The organism is Pseudomonas khavaziana (assembly GCF_019145205.1).
In the GTDB taxonomy this organism is placed as follows: domain Bacteria; phylum Pseudomonadota; class Gammaproteobacteria; order Pseudomonadales; family Pseudomonadaceae; genus Aquipseudomonas; species Aquipseudomonas khavaziana.
Window position 1 is genome coordinate 25,810 of sequence record NZ_JAHSTT010000020.1, and the last position, 17,307, is coordinate 43,116.

22 protein-coding genes are annotated in these 17,307 nt (G+C 56.9%); 19 read left to right on the top strand and 3 right to left on the bottom strand.

The genetic code is table 11. The features are described from left to right. Window positions 1-6: 6 nt before the first annotated feature. The 16 genes from rpsN (at window position 7) to bfr (ending at window position 9,721) form a co-directional block, all read left to right on the top strand. Complete coding sequence (gene rpsN, locus KVH01_RS28095; RefSeq protein ID WP_003176414.1) at window positions 7-312, top strand: 30S ribosomal protein S14; 306 nt, start codon at window positions 7-9, stop codon at window positions 310-312. Between the two features lie 208 nt (window positions 313-520). After that, on the top strand, window positions 521-913 hold the full coding sequence (rpsH, locus tag KVH01_RS28100) for a 30S ribosomal protein S8 (RefSeq protein WP_003176413.1): 393 nt from the start codon (window positions 521-523) through the stop codon (window positions 911-913). 12 nt (window positions 914-925) lie between these two features. After that, window positions 926-1,459, top strand: a complete 534-nt coding sequence (rplF, locus tag KVH01_RS28105; protein WP_003194640.1) for a 50S ribosomal protein L6 — start codon at window positions 926-928, stop codon at window positions 1,457-1,459. A 10-nt stretch (window positions 1,460-1,469) separates the two neighbouring features. Then, window positions 1,470-1,820, top strand: a complete 351-nt coding sequence (gene rplR, locus KVH01_RS28110; RefSeq protein ID WP_003186037.1) for a 50S ribosomal protein L18 — start codon at window positions 1,470-1,472, stop codon at window positions 1,818-1,820. Window positions 1,821-1,823: 3 nt separating this feature from the next. Next, window positions 1,824-2,324, top strand: coding sequence for a 30S ribosomal protein S5 (gene rpsE, locus KVH01_RS28115; protein WP_003176409.1), 501 nt, complete (start codon window positions 1,824-1,826; stop codon window positions 2,322-2,324). Between the two features lie 2 nt (window positions 2,325-2,326). Continuing rightward, complete coding sequence (rpmD, locus tag KVH01_RS28120; RefSeq protein ID WP_003176408.1) at window positions 2,327-2,503, top strand: 50S ribosomal protein L30; 177 nt, start codon at window positions 2,327-2,329, stop codon at window positions 2,501-2,503. A gap of 3 nt (window positions 2,504-2,506) precedes the next feature. After that, on the top strand, window positions 2,507-2,944 hold the full coding sequence (rplO, locus tag KVH01_RS28125) for a 50S ribosomal protein L15 (RefSeq protein WP_003176407.1): 438 nt from the start codon (window positions 2,507-2,509) through the stop codon (window positions 2,942-2,944). Then, complete coding sequence (gene secY / locus KVH01_RS28130) at window positions 2,945-4,273, top strand: preprotein translocase subunit SecY (protein WP_003194637.1); 1,329 nt, start codon at window positions 2,945-2,947, stop codon at window positions 4,271-4,273. It begins immediately after the preceding gene. 27 nt (window positions 4,274-4,300) lie between these two features. Next, on the top strand, window positions 4,301-4,417 hold the full coding sequence (gene rpmJ, locus KVH01_RS28135) for a 50S ribosomal protein L36 (protein WP_002555468.1): 117 nt from the start codon (window positions 4,301-4,303) through the stop codon (window positions 4,415-4,417). A 129-nt stretch (window positions 4,418-4,546) separates the two neighbouring features. After that, a complete protein-coding gene (rpsM, locus tag KVH01_RS28140; RefSeq protein WP_003194635.1) occupies window positions 4,547-4,903 on the top strand; it encodes a 30S ribosomal protein S13 in 357 nt (118 codons plus the stop codon). Between the two features lie 30 nt (window positions 4,904-4,933). Beyond that, window positions 4,934-5,323 (top strand): 30S ribosomal protein S11, encoded by a 390-nt coding sequence (gene rpsK / locus KVH01_RS28145; RefSeq protein ID WP_002555466.1) that lies wholly within the window; start codon window positions 4,934-4,936, stop codon window positions 5,321-5,323. An 18-nt stretch (window positions 5,324-5,341) separates the two neighbouring features. Beyond that, a complete protein-coding gene (gene rpsD / locus KVH01_RS28150) occupies window positions 5,342-5,962 on the top strand; it encodes a 30S ribosomal protein S4 (RefSeq protein WP_003176404.1) in 621 nt (206 codons plus the stop codon). Window positions 5,963-5,984: 22 nt separating this feature from the next. Continuing rightward, window positions 5,985-6,986 carry a DNA-directed RNA polymerase subunit alpha gene (locus KVH01_RS28155; protein WP_003176403.1) on the top strand — a complete coding sequence of 334 codons (1,002 nt, stop codon included), beginning with the start codon at window positions 5,985-5,987 and terminating at the stop codon, window positions 6,984-6,986. Between the two features lie 41 nt (window positions 6,987-7,027). After that, entirely contained in the window at window positions 7,028-7,414 is a 387-nt protein-coding gene (rplQ, locus tag KVH01_RS28160) for a 50S ribosomal protein L17 (protein ID WP_003176402.1), read from the top strand. Window positions 7,415-7,652: 238 nt separating this feature from the next. Then, complete coding sequence (locus tag KVH01_RS28165) at window positions 7,653-9,101, top strand: catalase (protein ID WP_217883667.1); 1,449 nt, start codon at window positions 7,653-7,655, stop codon at window positions 9,099-9,101. Between the two features lie 155 nt (window positions 9,102-9,256). Beyond that, a complete protein-coding gene (gene bfr / locus KVH01_RS28170; RefSeq protein WP_003176400.1) occupies window positions 9,257-9,721 on the top strand; it encodes a bacterioferritin in 465 nt (154 codons plus the stop codon). 65 nt (window positions 9,722-9,786) lie between these two features. On the opposite strand, the gene uvrA is transcribed toward bfr, so the two are convergent. Next, window positions 9,787-12,621 (bottom strand): excinuclease ABC subunit UvrA, encoded by a 2,835-nt coding sequence (uvrA, locus tag KVH01_RS28175; RefSeq protein WP_043050066.1) that lies wholly within the window; start codon window positions 12,619-12,621, stop codon window positions 9,787-9,789. 178 nt (window positions 12,622-12,799) lie between these two features. On the opposite strand from uvrA, the gene KVH01_RS28180 reads away from it, so the two are divergent. Beyond that, entirely contained in the window at window positions 12,800-14,194 is a 1,395-nt protein-coding gene (locus tag KVH01_RS28180) for an MFS transporter (RefSeq protein WP_217883668.1), read from the top strand. A 9-nt stretch (window positions 14,195-14,203) separates the two neighbouring features. Continuing rightward, entirely contained in the window at window positions 14,204-14,719 is a 516-nt protein-coding gene (locus KVH01_RS28185) for a single-stranded DNA-binding protein (protein ID WP_043050064.1), read from the top strand. A gap of 73 nt (window positions 14,720-14,792) precedes the next feature. Here the strand turns inward: KVH01_RS28185 and KVH01_RS28190 are convergent, their stop codons facing one another. After that, complete coding sequence (locus KVH01_RS28190; RefSeq protein WP_124402061.1) at window positions 14,793-15,617, bottom strand: alpha/beta fold hydrolase; 825 nt, start codon at window positions 15,615-15,617, stop codon at window positions 14,793-14,795. 278 nt (window positions 15,618-15,895) lie between these two features. Here KVH01_RS28190 and tam point away from each other — a divergent pair, with 278 nt between their 5' ends. Continuing rightward, window positions 15,896-16,657, top strand: coding sequence for a trans-aconitate 2-methyltransferase (gene tam / locus KVH01_RS28195; RefSeq protein WP_217883669.1), 762 nt, complete (start codon window positions 15,896-15,898; stop codon window positions 16,655-16,657). A 22-nt stretch (window positions 16,658-16,679) separates the two neighbouring features. Here the strand turns inward: tam and KVH01_RS28200 are convergent, their stop codons facing one another. Next, window positions 16,680-17,243: a cysteine hydrolase family protein gene (locus tag KVH01_RS28200; RefSeq protein ID WP_217883670.1), complete on the bottom strand. Its 564-nt coding sequence runs from the start codon at window positions 17,241-17,243 to the stop codon at window positions 16,680-16,682. Between the last annotated feature and the right edge of the window lie 64 nt (window positions 17,244-17,307).

Below are 17,307 nucleotides of genomic sequence, written 5' to 3' on the forward strand. Positions count from 1 at the left end.
AGGACCATGGCCAAGATGAGCATGAAAAACCGCGAGCTGAAGCGTCAGCTCACGGTTGCCAAGTACGCCAAGAAGCGTGCAGCACTGAAAGCAATCATCGTTGATCTGAACGCAAGTCCAGAAGCGCGTTGGGAAGCTACAGTTGCTCTGCAGAAGCAGCCACGTGACGCAAGCGCTTCGCGCATGCGTAACCGCTGCCGCCTGACCGGTCGTCCACACGGCGTTTACCGCAAGTTCGGCCTCGGCCGTAACAAACTGCGTGAAGCGGCAATGCGTGGTGACGTACCAGGTCTGGTTAAAGCCAGCTGGTAAGTACTTTCAACGTCCAGGTGGTCGGAATCGCAAGATACTGACCGCCGGTGACCTTGAATCTGGATCAAGCCCCTTTTGGGGCTTGTTTCATTTCTGGAGTATGTCTAAAATACGCGGCTCGCCTGAGCCCGTGTTTTTTGTGCTCGGAGATTCTCGGCGACATATGTAGCCGCAAGGCTAATTTTTTTGTATTAGGAGCGTCTAGCCCATGAGTATGCAGGACCCGTTAGCGGACATGCTAACTCGTATCCGTAATGCCCAGATGGCTGAAAAGTCCGTCGTAAGCATGCCATCTTCCAAGTTGAAGGTAGCTGTTGCCAAAGTCCTGAAAGACGAAGGCTACATTGCGGGTTATCAGATCAGCAGCGAAATCAAACCACTGCTGTCCATCGAGCTGAAGTACTTCGAAGGCCGTTCGGTCATCGAGGAAGTGAAGCGCGTTAGCCGTCCAGGCCTGCGTCAGTACAAGTCCGCTGAAGATCTGCCGAAAGTTCGTGGCGGTCTGGGCGTGTCTATCGTCTCCACCAACAAAGGTGTGATGACGGATCGTGCTGCGCGCGCTGCCGGTGTCGGCGGCGAAGTTCTTTGCACTGTGTTCTAAGGGGGGATAAGCATGTCACGCGTCGCTAAGAACCCCGTTAAGCTGCCAGCCGGTGTCGAAGTCAAATTCGCAGGCCAACAGCTTTCGGTGAAGGGTGCCAAGGGTACTCTTGAACTGAACATCCATTCGTCCGTTGAGATCGTTGAAGAAGCTGGTGAGCTGCGTTTCGCTGCTCGCAATGGCGATCAACAAACTCGCGCAATGGCCGGTACCACGCGTGCGTTGGTAAACAACATGGTCCAAGGCGTAAGCCAAGGCTTCGAGCGTAAGCTCCAGCTGGTCGGTGTTGGTTACAAAGCGCAAGCAAAAGGCACGGTTCTGAACCTTGCCCTTGGCTTCTCGCACCCTGTGGATTACGAACTGCCAGCGGGCATCACTGCTGAGACTCCTAGCCAGACCGATATCCTGATCAAGGGCATCGACAAGCAGCTGGTAGGTCAAGTGGCCGCTGAGATCCGCGACTTCCGTCCACCAGAGCCGTACAAAGGCAAAGGTGTGCGCTACGCGGACGAAGTCGTCCGTCGTAAAGAAGCCAAGAAGAAGTAGGGCATAGCAAATGACCGACAAAAAAGTTACTCGACTGCGTCGCGCTCGCAAAGCACGCCTGAAAATGCACGAACTCGAAGTCGTGCGTCTCTGCGTGTTCCGCTCGTCGCAGCACATCTACGCCCAGGTCATCTCGGCCGACGGCAACAAAGTCCTGGCAAGCGCCTCGACTTTGGATAAAGAACTGCGTGATGGTGCCACTGGCAACATCGACGCGGCCACAAAGGTTGGCCAGCTGGTCGCTACGCGTGCTAAGGCCGCTGGCGTCTCGCAAGTGGCTTTCGACCGCTCTGGCTTCAAGTACCACGGTCGCGTGAAAGCGCTGGCTGATGCTGCTCGTGAAGCTGGGCTGGAGTTCTAAGTTATGTCAAATAACGACCAAAAGCGCGACGAAGGCTACATTGAGAAGCTGGTTCAAGTTAACCGCGTAGCCAAAACCGTTAAAGGCGGCCGTATCTTCACTTTCACCGCGTTGACCGTGGTGGGTGATGGTAAAGGGCGTGTTGGCTTCGGCCGTGGCAAGTCACGTGAAGTGCCTGCTGCGATCCAGAAGGCAATGGAAGCTGCTCGTCGCAACATGATCCAGGTTGATCTGAACGGCACCACTCTGCAGTACGCGATGAAGTCCGCCCATGGCGCTTCGAAGGTGTACATGCAGCCTGCTTCTGAAGGTACCGGTATCATCGCTGGCGGCGCTATGCGTGCTGTCCTCGAAGTTGCTGGCGTTCAGAACGTTCTGGCCAAGTGCTACGGCTCGACTAACCCGGTAAACGTGGTTCACGCCACTTTCAAGGGTTTGAAGGCTATGCAATCTCCTGAGTCCATCGCTGCCAAGCGTGGTCTGACTGTCAAGGAGATCTTCTGATCATGGCTACCGTTAAAGTAACGCTGATCAAAAGCATGACCGGCCGCATCCCTAACCACAAACTGTGCGTTAAAGGTTTGGGTCTGCGTCGCATCGGTCACACTGTAGAAGTCCAGGATACTCCCGAGAATCGCGGGATGATCAACAAGGCTTACTACATGCTGCGTGTAGAGGGTTAATCGATGAAACTCAATGATCTGAGTCCAGCGCCGGGTTCCCGTCGCGAAAAGCATCGTCCGGGCCGTGGTATCGGTAGCGGTTTGGGTAAGACTGGTGGCCGTGGCCACAAAGGTCAAACCTCCCGCTCCGGTGGCACCATCGCTCCAGGCTTTGAAGGCGGTCAACAGCCGCTGCATCGTCGCCTGCCTAAGTTCGGTTTCGTATCCCTGAAAGCCATGGACCGCGCAGAAGTGCGTCTGTCCGAGCTGGCGAAAGTGGAAGGCGACATCGTTACTGTGCAGACCCTGAAAGATGCCAACGTGATCAACGTCAACGTACAGCGTGTGAAAATCATGCTGTCCGGTGAAGTGACTCGCGCTGTCACTATCGGCAAGGGAATCGGCGCCACCAAAGGTGCGCGTTCGGCTATCGAAGCAGCTGGCGGCAAGTTCGAGGAATAAATGGCTAAGCAAGGTGCTCTCTCAGCGCTCGGCAAAGGCGGTATGTCTGAACTTTGGGCTCGTCTGCGTTTTCTGTTCCTGGCGATTATCGTCTACCGAATAGGCGCACACATCCCGGTTCCAGGTATCAACCCGGACCGACTCGCAGACCTGTTTCGACAGAATGAGGGGACCATTCTTAGCTTGTTCAACATGTTTTCCGGTGGCGCGCTGGAGCGGATGAGCATCTTTGCACTGGGGATCATGCCGTACATTTCGGCATCGATCATCATGCAACTGATGACAGCCGTCAGCCCGCAACTGGAGCAGTTGAAGAAGGAAGGTGAAGCTGGCCGTCGCAAGATTAGCCAGTACACCCGCTACGGCACTGTCGTCCTTGCCCTGGTTCAAGCTATCGGCATGTCCGTTGGCCTGGCAGGGCAGGGCGTTGCGTTCACTGGTGACTTTGGCTTCCATTTCGTCGCAGTATCCACTTTTGTGGCTGGTGCGATGTTCATGATGTGGCTGGGTGAGCAGATTACTGAACGTGGTGTTGGTAACGGTATCTCGATGTTGATTTTCGCAGGTATCGTCGCCGGTCTTCCGAGAGCAATCGGGCAGTCTTTCGAGTCTGCGCGTCAGGGTGATATCAATATCTTCGCCTTGGTTGCCATCGGTTTGCTGGCAGTAGCGATTATCGGTTTTGTGGTGTTCATTGAGCGTGGCCAGCGTCGTATTGCTGTTCACTACGCCAAGCGTCAGCAGGGCCGTAAGGTCTTTGCTGCGCAGACCAGCCACTTGCCGCTGAAAGTGAATATGGCCGGCGTTATTCCGGCAATTTTCGCGAGCAGCATCTTGCTGTTTCCGGCTTCGTTGGGTACCTGGTTTGGTCAGTCCGAAAACATGGGCTGGCTGCAGGACCTCTCTCAGTCGATCGCTCCTGGTCAGCCGTTGAATATTCTGCTGTTTAGTGCAGGGATTATTTTCTTCTGCTTCTTCTATACGGCGTTGATGTTCAATCCGAAAGACGTAGCGGAAAACCTGAAGAAGTCCGGTGCCTTTATTCCGGGCATCCGTCCAGGTGAGCAGTCGGCACGCTACATTGATGGCGTTCTGACTCGTTTGACCCTGTTCGGTGCTCTATATATGACGGCCGTGTGCTTGTTGCCCCAGTTCCTGGTGGTTGCAGCAAACGTTCCGTTCTACCTTGGCGGGACCTCGTTGCTGATCGTGGTCGTGGTTGTGATGGACTTCATGTCCCAAGTACAATCGCACCTCGTTTCGCACCAGTACGAATCCCTGATGAAGAAAGCCAACCTGAAGGGTTACGGCAGCGGCATGTTGCGCTGAGTACCCATAAGGTTCGAGGAGTTGGTGATGAAAGTTCGTGCATCGGTGAAAAAGCTGTGCCGTAACTGCAAGATTATTCGCCGCGAAGGTGTTGTTCGAGTAATTTGCAGCGCGGAACCGCGTCACAAACAGCGCCAAGGCTGAGTGTGATCCGCTTGAAGCCCGGCAGCTAGTGCGCTGCCGGGTTGATTATTTGTTATTACAGCGATATTATCTCGCGCCCTATTTCTTGGCTTCCGGGGCGTAGGTAGCTGTCAATTGGAGTCCCACTGAATGGCCCGTATTGCAGGCGTTAACATTCCAGATAACAAGCACACTGTTATCTCGCTGACCTACATCTATGGTGTTGGTCGCACTACTGCGCAGAAGATTTGCGCAGTTGCTGGGGTAAACCCAGCCGCTAAGATCAAGGATCTGAGCGACGAGCAGATTGAACAGCTGCGTGGCGAAGTGGCGAAGTTCACCACTGAAGGTGACCTGCGTCGCGAAATCAACATGAAAATCAAGCGTTTGATGGACCTCGGTTGCTATCGCGGTCTGCGTCATCGTCGTGGTCTTCCAGTACGCGGTCAGCGTACCAAGACTAACGCGCGTACCCGTAAAGGTCCGCGTAAGCCGATCCGCAAGTAATCGCCCCAGCGAATCGACAGGAAAATTATCATGGCAAAACCTGCTGCTCGTCCTCGTAAAAAAGTTAAAAAGACAGTGGTTGATGGCATCGCCCACATCCATGCATCTTTTAACAACACCATCGTGACCATCACCGACCGTCAAGGTAACGCGCTTTCTTGGGCTACCTCCGGTGGTTCGGGTTTCCGCGGTTCCCGCAAGTCCACCCCGTTTGCTGCTCAAGTAGCTGCTGAACGTGCTGGTCAAGCTGCGCTGGAATATGGCCTGAAAAACCTCGACGTTAACGTCAAAGGTCCAGGTCCAGGTCGTGAGTCTGCTGTCCGTGCTTTGAACGGCTGTGGCTATAAGATCGCCAGCATCACCGACGTGACGCCAATCCCGCACAACGGGTGCCGTCCGCCGAAGAAGCGCCGCGTGTAATCCAGGAGATTGTAAAGAATGGCTCGTTACATTGGTCCAAAATGCAAACTCGCTCGTCGCGAGGGCACCGATCTCTTCCTGAAGAGCGGCGTGCGCGCGATCGAATCGAAGTGCAACATTGAAGCAGCACCTGGTATCCATGGCCAACGCCGCGGTCGCCAGTCCGATTACGGCACCCAACTGCGTGAAAAGCAGAAGGTCCGTCGTATCTACGGCGTTCTCGAGCGTCAGTTCAGCGGCTACTACAAAGAAGCTGCTGGCAAGAAAGGTGCAACCGGTGAAAACCTGCTGCAACTGCTCGAATGCCGTCTGGACAACGTTGTATACCGTATGGGCTTTGGTTCGACTCGTGCCGAATCCCGTCAGCTGGTATCGCACAAGTCGATCAGCGTTAACGGTCAGACCGTAAACGTTCCGTCCTACCAGGTTCGTGCTGGTGACGTGGTCGCAGTTCGCGAGAAAGCTAAAAACCAACTTCGCATTGTCCAAGCTCTCGATCTGTGTGCCCAACGTGGCCGCGTAGAATGGGTAGAAGTAGACACTGAGAAGAAGTCGGGCGTTTTCAAGAACGTTCCTGCTCGCAGTGATCTGTCCGCCGACATCAACGAAAGCCTGATTGTCGAGCTCTACTCCAAGTAAGGGCTAGAAAATAGGTGCATCCATGCAGATTTCGGTAAATGAGTTCCTGACACCCCGCCACATTGATGTGCAGGTTGTCAGTCCAACCCGCGCCAAGATCACTCTCGAGCCTCTCGAGCGTGGTTTTGGCCACACCCTGGGCAACGCGCTGCGCCGCATCCTGTTGTCCTCAATGCCCGGCTGTGCAGTAGTCGAGGCCGAGATTGACGGTGTGCTCCACGAGTACAGCGCCATCGAAGGTGTACAGGAAGACGTAATTGAAATCCTGTTGAACCTTAAAGGTCTGGCTATCAAGCTGCACGGCCGTGACGAAGTTACGCTGACCTTGTCGAAGAAGGGTTCGGGGGTGGTTACCGCTGCCGATATTCAGCTGGATCATGATGTCGAGATCGTTAACCCCGATCACGTAATCGCTAACCTGGCGTCTAACGGCGCCCTGAACATGAAGCTCACTGTAGCTCGTGGTCGTGGTTATGAACCGGCCGACTCGCGTCAGAGCGATGAAGACGAAAGCCGCAGCATTGGTCGCTTGCAGCTTGACTCTTCGTTCAGCCCGGTTCGCCGTATCGCATACGTGGTGGAAAACGCCCGTGTCGAGCAGCGGACTAACCTGGACAAGCTGGTTATTGATCTGGAAACCAACGGTACCCTGGATCCTGAAGAGGCTATTCGCCGCGCTGCAACCATTCTGCAACAGCAGTTGGCTGCGTTCGTCGACCTCAAGGGTGACAGCGAACCAGTGGTAATCGAGCAAGAAGACGAGATCGATCCGATCCTGCTTCGCCCGGTTGACGATCTGGAACTGACTGTACGTTCGGCTAACTGCCTTAAGGCGGAAAACATTTACTACATCGGCGACCTGATTCAGCGTACCGAAGTAGAACTGTTGAAGACTCCGAACCTGGGCAAGAAATCCTTGACTGAAATCAAGGACGTTCTGGCCTCCCGCGGTCTGTCCCTCGGCATGCGCCTCGACAACTGGCCGCCTGCAAGTCTTAAGAAGGACGACAAGGCGACTGCCTGATCGTCGTAATCACCGAACGTGAGTTTGGTAAGGAATGAACCATGCGTCATCGTAAAAGTGGTCGTCACCTGAGCCGTACCAGCTCGCACCGCAAGGCCATGTTCCAAAACATGGCGGTGTCGCTGTTCGAGCACGAGCTGATCAAAACTACACTGCCGAAAGCTAAAGAACTGCGTCGCGTTGCTGAGCCGCTGATCACTTTGGCCAAGACAGACAGCCTGGCTAACCGCCGTCTGGCTTTCGACCGTACTCGTTCGAAAGCTATCGTTGGTAAGCTCTTCAACGACCTGGGCAAGCGTTACGCTACCCGTGAGGGTGGCTACCTGCGCATCCTCAAGTGCGGTTTCCGCGCTGGCGACAACGCGCCTATGGCGTACGTCGAGTTGGTTGATCGTGCTACTGCTGGCGAAGCTGTATCCGCCGAGTAAGACGACAAGCTATAACGAAGAACCGGGCCTAGTGCCCGGTTTTTTGTGCGCGTAAGAAAAGCTCAATAGATACAAGCTTTCACTCATCGACGCTGGGTACTATGACCATTGGGGAGTTATTAGTTATTTTCTATTGATGCTTACGATTTAATGAATTTGTACACGTCATGTTGATGATCAATACTCCCTCCAAGCCGATTAGCCGGCAGTTCCAAGCCCGACCTGAGGAAGATTGCGCATGAGCCAGAATAAAGTCCTTACCACCGCCAGCGGCGCCCCCGTCGCAGACAACCAAAACTCGCGTTCCGCCGGTCCTCGCGGGCCGTTGCTGCTCGACGATTTTCACCTGATCGAGAAGCTCGCTCACTTCAACCGTGAAAACATCCCTGAGCGTCGTGTGCACGCCAAAGGGTCGGGTGCCTACGGTACGTTCACTGTGACAAAAGACATCACCCAGTACACCAGCGCCAAGCTGTTCGAATCGGTTGGTAAGCAAACGCCGACCTTTCTGCGGTTCTCCACTGTAGGTGGCGAGCGCGGTTCGGCTGACACCGAGCGCGATCCACGTGGCTTCGCCTTGAAGTTCTACACCGAAGAAGGCAACTGGGACATCGTGGGTAACAACACCCCGGTGTTCTTCATCCGCGACCCATTGAAATTCCCGGACTTTATCCACACCCAGAAACGCCTGCCGCAAAGCAACTTGAAAAGCGCGCAGATGATGTGGGACTTCTGGTCGCACTCTCCTGAGGCGCTGCACCAGGTCACCATCCTGTTTTCGGACCGCGGTATTCCAGACGGTTATCGTCACATGCATGGCTTCGGTAGCCACACTTACAGCCTTATCAATGCCAAGGGCGAACGTCATTGGGTGAAATGGCACTACAAGACCAAGCAAGGTATCAAGAATCTGGCGCCAGCCGAGGCTGCCCGACTTGCAGGGACTGATCCTGACTATGCCCAGCGTGATCTGTTTGGGGCGATTGAGCGCGGTGACTTCCCGAAATGGCGCGTCTGCATCCAGATCATGACTGAAGCCCAGGCGAATGCTCATTACGAGAACCCGTTTGACGTGACTAAGACCTGGTCGCAAAAAGAGTTCCCGTTGATTGAAGTGGGTGAGCTGGAGCTCAACCGCAATCCGCAGAACTACTTCGCTGAAGTGGAACAGGCTGCATTCGGCCCAAGCAACATGGTTCCAGGTGTTGGCCTGTCGCCGGACCGCATGCTGCAAGGTCGGGTTTTCGCTTACGCAGATGCCCACCGCTACCGTGTTGGCACCAACCACCAGCAATTGCCGGTGAATGCGCCACGCAACCCGGTGAACAGCTACCAGCGTGACGGTTCGATGGCCTTCGGCAGTAACGGTGGTGCGGCTCCCAACTACGAACCAAACAGCTACGCCGATGCGCCAAAACAAGCCCCGCAATATGCAGAACCTGCATTGACCCTGAGCGGCGCCGCGGATCGTTACGATCATCGTGAAGACACCGGCTACTACAGCCATGCGGGTGCGTTGTTCCGCCTGATGAACGATGAGCAAAAAGCCCTGCTTACCAGCAACATTGCCGGTGCGATGGCGGGGGTTTCCAGCGATGTGGTCCAGCGTCAATTGCAGCATTTCTACAAGGCCGACCCGGCTTATGGAGAAGCAATCGCAAAGGCACTGGGTGTATCGCTTAACTGACTCTAAACGATAAGCAGAACCGCCCTCATTTGGGCGGTTTTTGCGTTATTTCAGCTACTTTTCTCAGGAAATCTTCACTTTTCTGCCGTTGATCCCGTGACCTTCAAGTCATCATGGTTCAAACTACAGCCTTTCAAGTAGGGAGATGTAGGGCGATGCAAGGTCACCCCGACGTAATCGATTACCTCAACACGTTGCTGACGGGCGAACTGGCAGCTCGTGACCAATATTTCATCCACTCGCGTATGTACGAAGACTGGGGCTTCACCGAGCTCTACGAGCGTATCAACCACGAGATGGAAGAAGAGGCACAGCATGCTGACGCGCTGATGCGCCGTATCCTGATGCTCGAAGGTACGCCACGCATGCGTCCCGATGACCTGGATGTGGGCACAACGGTACCTGACATGCTCGCTGCCGACCTGCGTCTCGAATACAAGGTCCGTGCGGCCCTGTGCAAGGGCATCGAGCTGTGTGAGCAGCACAACGACTATGTCACCCGGGAAATACTGCGTGTCCAGTTGAATGACACCGAAGAAGATCACACCTACTGGCTGGAAAAGCAGTTGGGCCTGATCAAGTTGATTGGCCTGGAGAATTACCTGCAGTCGCAGTTCTAACGTCCGGCTACAAAAAAGCCCCTGTCACCGCAACGTGACAGGGGCTTTTTATTGGGGCCTGAAAATCAGGCCCGGTCGCGCGCCAACAACGGCTTCAAGTAATAACCCGTGTGTGACTGCGACATCTCGGAGACTTGCTCCGGTGTGCCCACGGCGATGATCTGGCCACCCTTGGAGCCACCTTCCGGCCCCAGGTCCACCAACCAGTCAGCGGTCTTGATTACATCGAGGTTGTGCTCGATCACCACCACGGTATTGCCGTGGTCGCGAAGGCGATGCAGTACGTCCAGCAGTTGCTGGATATCCGCGAAGTGCAGTCCGGTGGTCGGCTCATCGAGGATGTATAGGGTCTTGCCGGTATCGCGCTTGGACAGTTCGCGAGACAACTTGACCCGCTGCGCCTCGCCCCCCGATAAGGTGGTCGCCGATTGCCCCAGCTTGATATACGACAGGCCCACATCCATCAACGTCTGCAGCTTACGCGCCAGTGCCGGTACCGCGTCGAAGAATACCCGGGCTTCCTCGATGGTCATCTCGAGGGTTTCGTGGATGCTTTTGCCCTTGTACTTGATCTCCAGGGTCTCGCGGTTGTAGCGCTTACTCTTGCACACGTCGCACGGCACGTAGATGTCCGGCAGGAAGTGCATCTCTACCTTGATCAGGCCGTCGCCCTGGCATGCTTCACAGCGCCCGCCCTTGACGTTGAACGAGAACCGGCCAGGCCCATACCCCCGCGAACGGGACTCCGGAACGCCAGCAAACAGCTCGCGAATCGGTGTAAACAACCCGGTGTAGGTCGCCGGGTTGGAACGCGGTGTGCGGCCGATCGGGCTCTGGTCAATATCGACCACCTTGTCCAGGTGTTCCAGGCCCTTGATACTGTCATGGGCAGCCGCTTCCAGGGTGGTCGCGCCGTTCAGGGCGGTGGCACTCAATGGGAACAACGTGTTGTTGATCAGCGTCGACTTGCCCGAGCCGGAAACACCGGTCACGCAGGTCAGCAGGCCCAGCGGAATCTCCAGGTCGACATTGCGCAGGTTGTTCCCGCGCGCGCCTTTAAGATGCAGCGCCATTTTCTTGTTACGCGGAGTACGCTTGGCAGGTACTTCGATCTTCACCCGGCCAGACAAATACTTGCCGGTCAACGAATCGGGGTGGGCCATTACTTCGGCAGGCGTGCCCTCGGCAACGATATGTCCGCCATGCACGCCAGCACCTGGGCCGATATCGACCACATAATCTGCCAGCCGGATAGCGTCTTCATCGTGCTCGACCACAATCACGGTGTTGCCGATATCCCGCAGGTGTTTCAACGTACCCAGCAGGCGATCGTTATCCCGCTGGTGCAACCCAATCGAAGGCTCGTCGAGGATATACAGCACGCCTACCAGGCCCGCACCAATCTGGCTGGCCAAGCGGATCCGCTGTGCTTCACCACCCGACAAGGTATCGGCGCTGCGATCCAGAGACAGGTAGTCCAGGCCGACGTTGACCAGGAACTGCAACCGCTCGCGAATCTCCTTGAGGATCTTGTCGGCAATCTCCCCGCGACGCCCGGTCAGCTTGAGCACGCCAAAATATTCGCACGCATCGCCAATCGGTAGATTGGTCACCGCCGGCAGGGTTTTCTCGCCTACCCATACGTGTCGTGCTTCACGGCGCAGGCGCGTGCCACGGCAATCCGGGCAAGGCTGGGTGCTGAGGAATTTAGCCAGTTCTTCACGCACGCTCGCCGATTCGGTTTCGCGGTAGCGGCGCTCCAGGTTCGGCACGATGCCTTCGAACGGGTGCGAGCGCTTGACGATATCGCCGCGGTCGTTCAGGTACTTGAAGTCGACGTTCTGCGAACCGCTGCCGTGGAGAATGACCTTCTGCTGGTCGGCCGGCAGTTGGTTGAACGGCACTTCCAGGCTGAACTTGTAGTGGGACGCCAACGACCCGAGCATCTGGAAGTAGTAGACGTTACGCCTGTCCCAGCCACGTATCGCCCCCTCGGCCAGGGTCAGGTCGCCATTGACCAGGCGCTTGATATCGAAAAACTGCTTCACGCCCAGGCCATCGCACGTCGGGCAGGCGCCGGCCGGGTTGTTGAAGGAAAACAGCTTGGGTTCCAGCTCGCTGATGGCATGGCCACAGATCGGGCAGGCGAAGCGCGCGGAGAAGATGATCTCTTCGCCCGGCTCGTCATCCATGGGTGCTACCAAGGCAATGCCATCGGCCAGCTTCAGCGCGGTCTCGAAGGATTCCGCCAAACGCTGCTGCAAGTCGGCGCGGACCTTGAAGCGGTCGACCACCACATCGATCGAATGCTTTTTCTGCTTGTCGAGCTTCGGCGCTTCATCCAGCTCATAAAGCTTGCCGTTGATGCGTGCGCGTACGAAGCCTTGGGCCCGAAGCTCTTCGAAGACCGAAAGGTGTTCGCCTTTGCGCTCGCGGATAACGGGCGCCAGCAGCATCAGCTTGGCGCCTTCCGGCTGGGCCAGCACCAGGTCGACCATTTGGCTGACGGTCTGGGCTTCCAGAGGAATGTCGTGGTCCGGGCAACGCGGAATACCAACCCGCGCGTACAGCAGGCGCAGGTAGTCGTAGATCTCGGTAATGGTGCCCACGGTGGAACGCGGGTTGTGGGAGGTCGACTTCTGCTCGATGGAAATCGCCGGCGACAGGCCTTCGATGGTGTCGACGTCGGGCTTTTCCATCATCGACAGGAACTGCCGGGCATAGGCCGACAGCGATTCCACATAACGACGCTGACCTTCGGCATACAGCGTGTCGAACGCCAGGGACGACTTGCCGGAGCCGGACAAACCGGTGATGACGATCAGTTTGTCCCGGGGCAGGGTCAGGTCGATGTTCTTCAGGTTGTGGGTTCTAGCCCCACGAATCAGGATCTTGTCCAAGATGGCCTCGCACGGCGGGCGTAAATAATGCCGGAGTATACGGCTAAAGACTGGATGAATATACACTGTCAAAAGGCCGCTTGCAGCCTTACATGAAAGCTGCGCGGCAAAGCGCCGCATATACCCTCTCAATCGATGGGACTGGTAGAATCGCCGCCGGTTCACACGAGGTTTTTCCATGCACGATCCCCACAGCGAACGCATGAGTAGCGGCGAGACCCGAGCGGCAAGCGGTCTGGCCCTGGTGTTCGCCTTCCGTATGCTGGGCATGTTTATGGTGTTGCCGGTACTGGCGACCTATGGAATGGATCTCGCAGGCGCGACCCCCGCTTTGATCGGCCTGGCGATTGGCGCCTATGGCCTGACCCAAGCGATTTTCCAGATTCCGTTCGGGATCATTTCCGACCGCATTGGTCGCCGCCCGGTGATTTACCTCGGCTTGATCGTGTTCGCCCTCGGCAGCCTGCTCGCGGCCCAATCCGACTCGATCTGGGGCGTGATCGCCGGGCGCATCCTGCAGGGCGCGGGCGCGATTTCCGCTGCGGTCATGGCCTTGCTGTCGGACCTGACCCGTGAACAGCACCGCACCAAGGCCATGGCCATGATCGGCATGACCATCGGCCTGTCGTTCGCCGTGGCCATGGTGATCGGCCCTTTGCTGACCCGTGCGTTTGGCTTGCACGGGCTATTCCTGGCCACTGGAGGCATGGCGTTGTTCGGTATCGTGATCGTGGCCTTTATGGTGCCGAGCTCTACTGGCACGCTGGCCCATCGTGAATCCGGTGTCGCCCGCCAGGCGTTGCTGCCCACGCTCAAACACCCAGACCTGCTGCGCCTGGATTTGGGTATCTTCGTGTTGCACGCCATGTTGATGTGCAGCTTCGTCGCCTTGCCCCTGGCCCTGGTGGAAAAAGCCGGCCTGCCCAAGGAGCAGCATTGGTGGGTATACCTTACCGCGCTGCTGATTTCGTTCTTCGCCATGATCCCGTTCATCATCTATGGCGAGAAGAAACGCAAAATGAAACGAGTTCTGCTCGGTGCCGTCGCGACGCTGCTGCTCACTGAGCTATTCTTCTGGAAGTTCGGCGATAGCTTGCGAGCACTGGTCATCGGTACCGTGGTGTTCTTCACCGCGTTCAACCTGCTGGAGGCCTCGCTGCCGTCGTTGATCAGTAAGGTTTCACCGGCCGGTGGCAAGGGCACGGCCATGGGGGTGTATTCCACCAGCCAGTTCCTCGGCTCTGCGCTGGGCGGCATCATGGGGGGCTGGATGTTCCAGCATGGCGGTTTGTCGGTTGTCTTCCTAGGATGCGCCGGGCTGGCTGCACTTTGGCTGGTCTTTGCTGTTACCATGCGCGAACCTCCCTACGTCACAAGCCTGCGTTTGCCGCTATCGCCCGAGGCGATCCGCGAAGTCGGCCTGGTAGAGCGCCTGAAGGCCGTCGTAGGGGTAACGGATGCAGTCGTGGTCGCTGAAGAAGCGGCCATTTACATCAAATTGGACACCGAATTATTGGATCGCGCGACGCTCGAGCAACTGGTCAACCCAGTGCCGACAGCGCGCCCAGCCTAGGAGAACGTTATGGCCCGTGGGGTTAACAAAGTCATATTGGTCGGTACTTGCGGCCAGGATCCCGAAGTTCGCTACTTGCCTAACGGTAATGCCGTGACCAACCTGAGTCTGGCGACCAGCGAACAGTGGACCGACAAGCAGACCGGCCAGAAGGTCGAGAAAACCGAATGGCACCGCGTGTCGATGTTCGGCAAGGTCGCTGAGATCGCCGGTGAGTACCTGCGCAAAGGTTCGCAGGTCTACATCGAAGGCAAACTGCAAACCCGCGAGTGGGAAAAAGACGGTATCAAGCGCTACACCACCGAAATCGTGGTCGACATGCAAGGCACCATGCAGCTGCTGGGTGGCCGTCCACAGGGCGACCAACAAGGTCAGGGCGGCATGTCCAACTCGGCACCGCGTCCACAGCAGTCGCGTCCGCAGCCAGCCCAGCAGCCACAGCGTGAATCGCGCCCAGCGCCACAACAGGCGGCGCCGCAACCGGCCCAGGATTTCGACAGTTTTGATGACGATATTCCGTTCTAGGCCACATCGAAGCGACTAGCTGCAAAAGAACGCGCTGCCTAAGGCAGCGCGTTTTTTTGTGTACTGCTGCCGACTATAATTGCGCAAAGCGCAACATATCTTGATTGGCTCGCTCCTTGTGCGTGTCGGTCAACCCATGAGGGGCGCCTGTGTATACCAGCAGTTGGGCGTGTGGGATCAAGCGCTTGCTCTCCAAGGCCGAAGCTTGGATCGGTACAATTTGATCGTCGCCTCCATGGATGATCAGCGTGGGGATGTTGAAGTACTTCAGATCATCCCTGAAGTCGGTCTCCGAAAAAGCCTCGATACTGTCAAACGTATTTTTGTGCCCTCCCATTACGCCTTGCATCCAAAACGAATTGATCAAGCCTGGCGACGGCTCGACCCCTGTTCGGTTGAATCCAAAGAATGGTCCGCTTGCGAGGTCAAGATAGAGCTGCGAACGGTTGGCAATGGAGTCGGCGCGCAGGCCGTCGAAAACATCTATCGGCGTCCCCTGCGGATTACTGGGGGTTTTTAACATCAAGGGCGTCACGGCGCAGATCAACCCTGCCTTGGCCACGCGTGCAGTGCCGTGCCGTGCGATATAGCGTGCCACTTCCCCGCCCCCGGTGGAAAAACCGAAGAGAATCACGGCGTTCAGATCCAAGTGCTCGATCAGTTGCGCCAAATCATCTGCGTAGTGATCCATGTCATTGCCGGCCCACGGTTGACTTGATCGGCCATGCCCGCGGCGGTCATGCGCAATGGCACGAAAACCATGGTTGGCGAAGTGCAGCATTTGAGACTCCCAACTGTCGCTGTTCAGCGGCCAGCCGTGGCAAAACACAACGGGCTGACCACTGCCCCAGTCCTTGTAGTAAAGATCGTTACCTTCGCGAGTTTTCAAATAGGCCATGGCTCAGCTCCATTGAAGCGTGGATAATTTTTGGCTGATGGAGGCCAGAAAAATCGTCCGTGGACACTACGCTGGCGTTGAGTTGATGACCCTAAGAAGACTCAACCTGTTCGGGTCGATAATAATTCTAGTCTGTACCGGCGCAGGCGTGTGGAGACAGCGCCGAGTTTTCCGCTCACGGACAGGCTTTTAACAGGGGCGGCGATCAATTCGGCTATTTGTCCTCATGCCTCTCAAGTTTTAGGCTGTCGTTCATCTCTAGAACAAGGAAAACTGCGATGACCTGGTCTGCCAAGCAATACACGCTGTTCGAACAGCAGCGCACTCGCCCCGTCCGTGACCTGGTCGCGGCCATTCCCACACCTGACGTGCGCACAGCCGTTGACTTGGGGTGTGGGCCGGGCAACTCCACTGAAGTGCTGGCCGAACGCTTCCCCGAGGCGCAGGTGACCGGCATGGACAGCTCCGATGACATGTTGGCCGATGCGCGCAAGCGCCTGCCGGCGCTGAACTTCGAGCTTGCAGATATCGGCGCCTGGAGTCCGGCACAGAGTTTCGATGTGATCCTGGCCAATGCCTCGCTGCAATGGCTGCCCGACCACGCCACGCTCTACCCGCACTTGGTCAACCAACTGAACCCAGGCGGCACGCTGGCGGTGCAAACACCCGATAACCTTGACGAACCTGCTCATCGGCTGGCCCGCGAAGTCGCGGCCGACGGTCCATGGTCCGCAAAGATCGGTGCGGTCAAACACAATGAGCGGCACACCGCGAGCTACTATTACGAACTGCTGAGCAAGCATTGCAGTGCCGTGGATGTGTGGCGCACCACTTATCAGCACCCGCTGGCGGATCACGCGGCGGTAGTGGAGTGGTTCAAGGCGTCGGCATTGCGGCCCTTTCTCGCGCCGTTAAGCAGTGATGAAAAAGCCGCTTTCCTGCAGGCATATCAGGCGCGAATCACCCAGGCCTACCCGGCCCTGGCCGATGGCACTGTATTGCTGCCATTTCCGCGCCTGTTCATCATTGCTACACGCTAAAGCCATCGACCCGGGGGGGCGGTCACGCGGCCGCCGCTTGCGCCTTCAAGAATTCATCCGCCGACACCACGCCCGCATAGCCGAAGGCCAGGGCCGCCATGTATGCCCCTTGCACCTGAGCCGCCGGGATGACCTGCCCGTTGAATTCCTGATCGCGAGTGGCACACGCGTCATGGATCACCGTGACTTTGTAACCAAGGTCCGCCGCCGCCCGCACCACCGCATCCACGCACATATGGCTCATGCTGCCGACTACCACCACCTCGGTGATGCTGCGCTGTTCCAACAAAGTGCGCAGGTTGGTTTGGCGAAACGCATTCACGAAGTGCTTGAGCACGACCGGTTCATCGCCCTCGTTCAACACCTTGGCATGCAAATGCGCGCCTTCGGAGCCCGGTGTAAAGAACGGTGCGTCGGCGCCTTCGAATTCATGCCGAACATGAATCACTGCATCGCCGGCCTGGCGAAACGCCTGTAGCACTTGCGCCGCCTTGTCCGCCGCGGCTTCCACACCGTCGAGGGGCCACTTGCCCTGGGGGAAGTAGTCGTTCTGGATATCGATTAGGATGAGCGCCTGCTTGGCCATGTGTATTGCCTCGTGATGGGTTGATGGGCCTAGTATCTTAGCTGGCGATCAGGCCGAGGATTGG

Excerpts from the sequence above, each read along its gene's own strand:
- rpsN (WP_003176414.1), top strand. The coding sequence starts at position 7 with ATGGCCAAGATGAGCATGAAAAACCGCGAGCTGAAGCGTCAGCTCACG.
- rpsH (WP_003176413.1), top strand. The coding sequence starts at position 521 with ATGAGTATGCAGGACCCGTTAGCGGACATGCTAACTCGTATCCGTAAT.
- rplF (WP_003194640.1), top strand. The coding sequence starts at position 926 with ATGTCACGCGTCGCTAAGAACCCCGTTAAGCTGCCAGCCGGTGTCGAA.
- rplR (WP_003186037.1), top strand. The coding sequence starts at position 1,470 with ATGACCGACAAAAAAGTTACTCGACTGCGTCGCGCTCGCAAAGCACGC.
- rpsE (WP_003176409.1), top strand. The coding sequence starts at position 1,824 with ATGTCAAATAACGACCAAAAGCGCGACGAAGGCTACATTGAGAAGCTG.
- rpmD (WP_003176408.1), top strand. The coding sequence starts at position 2,327 with ATGGCTACCGTTAAAGTAACGCTGATCAAAAGCATGACCGGCCGCATC.
- rplO (WP_003176407.1), top strand. The coding sequence starts at position 2,507 with ATGAAACTCAATGATCTGAGTCCAGCGCCGGGTTCCCGTCGCGAAAAG.
- secY (WP_003194637.1), top strand. The coding sequence starts at position 2,945 with ATGGCTAAGCAAGGTGCTCTCTCAGCGCTCGGCAAAGGCGGTATGTCT.
- rpmJ (WP_002555468.1), top strand. The coding sequence starts at position 4,301 with ATGAAAGTTCGTGCATCGGTGAAAAAGCTGTGCCGTAACTGCAAGATT.
- rpsM (WP_003194635.1), top strand. The coding sequence starts at position 4,547 with ATGGCCCGTATTGCAGGCGTTAACATTCCAGATAACAAGCACACTGTT.
- rpsK (WP_002555466.1), top strand. The coding sequence starts at position 4,934 with ATGGCAAAACCTGCTGCTCGTCCTCGTAAAAAAGTTAAAAAGACAGTG.
- rpsD (WP_003176404.1), top strand. The coding sequence starts at position 5,342 with ATGGCTCGTTACATTGGTCCAAAATGCAAACTCGCTCGTCGCGAGGGC.
- KVH01_RS28155 (WP_003176403.1), top strand. The coding sequence starts at position 5,985 with ATGCAGATTTCGGTAAATGAGTTCCTGACACCCCGCCACATTGATGTG.
- rplQ (WP_003176402.1), top strand. The coding sequence starts at position 7,028 with ATGCGTCATCGTAAAAGTGGTCGTCACCTGAGCCGTACCAGCTCGCAC.
- KVH01_RS28165 (WP_217883667.1), top strand. The coding sequence starts at position 7,653 with ATGAGCCAGAATAAAGTCCTTACCACCGCCAGCGGCGCCCCCGTCGCA.
- bfr (WP_003176400.1), top strand. The coding sequence starts at position 9,257 with ATGCAAGGTCACCCCGACGTAATCGATTACCTCAACACGTTGCTGACG.
- KVH01_RS28180 (WP_217883668.1), top strand. The coding sequence starts at position 12,800 with ATGCACGATCCCCACAGCGAACGCATGAGTAGCGGCGAGACCCGAGCG.
- KVH01_RS28185 (WP_043050064.1), top strand. The coding sequence starts at position 14,204 with ATGGCCCGTGGGGTTAACAAAGTCATATTGGTCGGTACTTGCGGCCAG.
- KVH01_RS28190 (WP_124402061.1), bottom strand. The coding sequence starts at position 15,617 with ATGGCCTATTTGAAAACTCGCGAAGGTAACGATCTTTACTACAAGGAC.
- tam (WP_217883669.1), top strand. The coding sequence starts at position 15,896 with ATGACCTGGTCTGCCAAGCAATACACGCTGTTCGAACAGCAGCGCACT.
- KVH01_RS28200 (WP_217883670.1), bottom strand. The coding sequence starts at position 17,243 with ATGGCCAAGCAGGCGCTCATCCTAATCGATATCCAGAACGACTACTTC.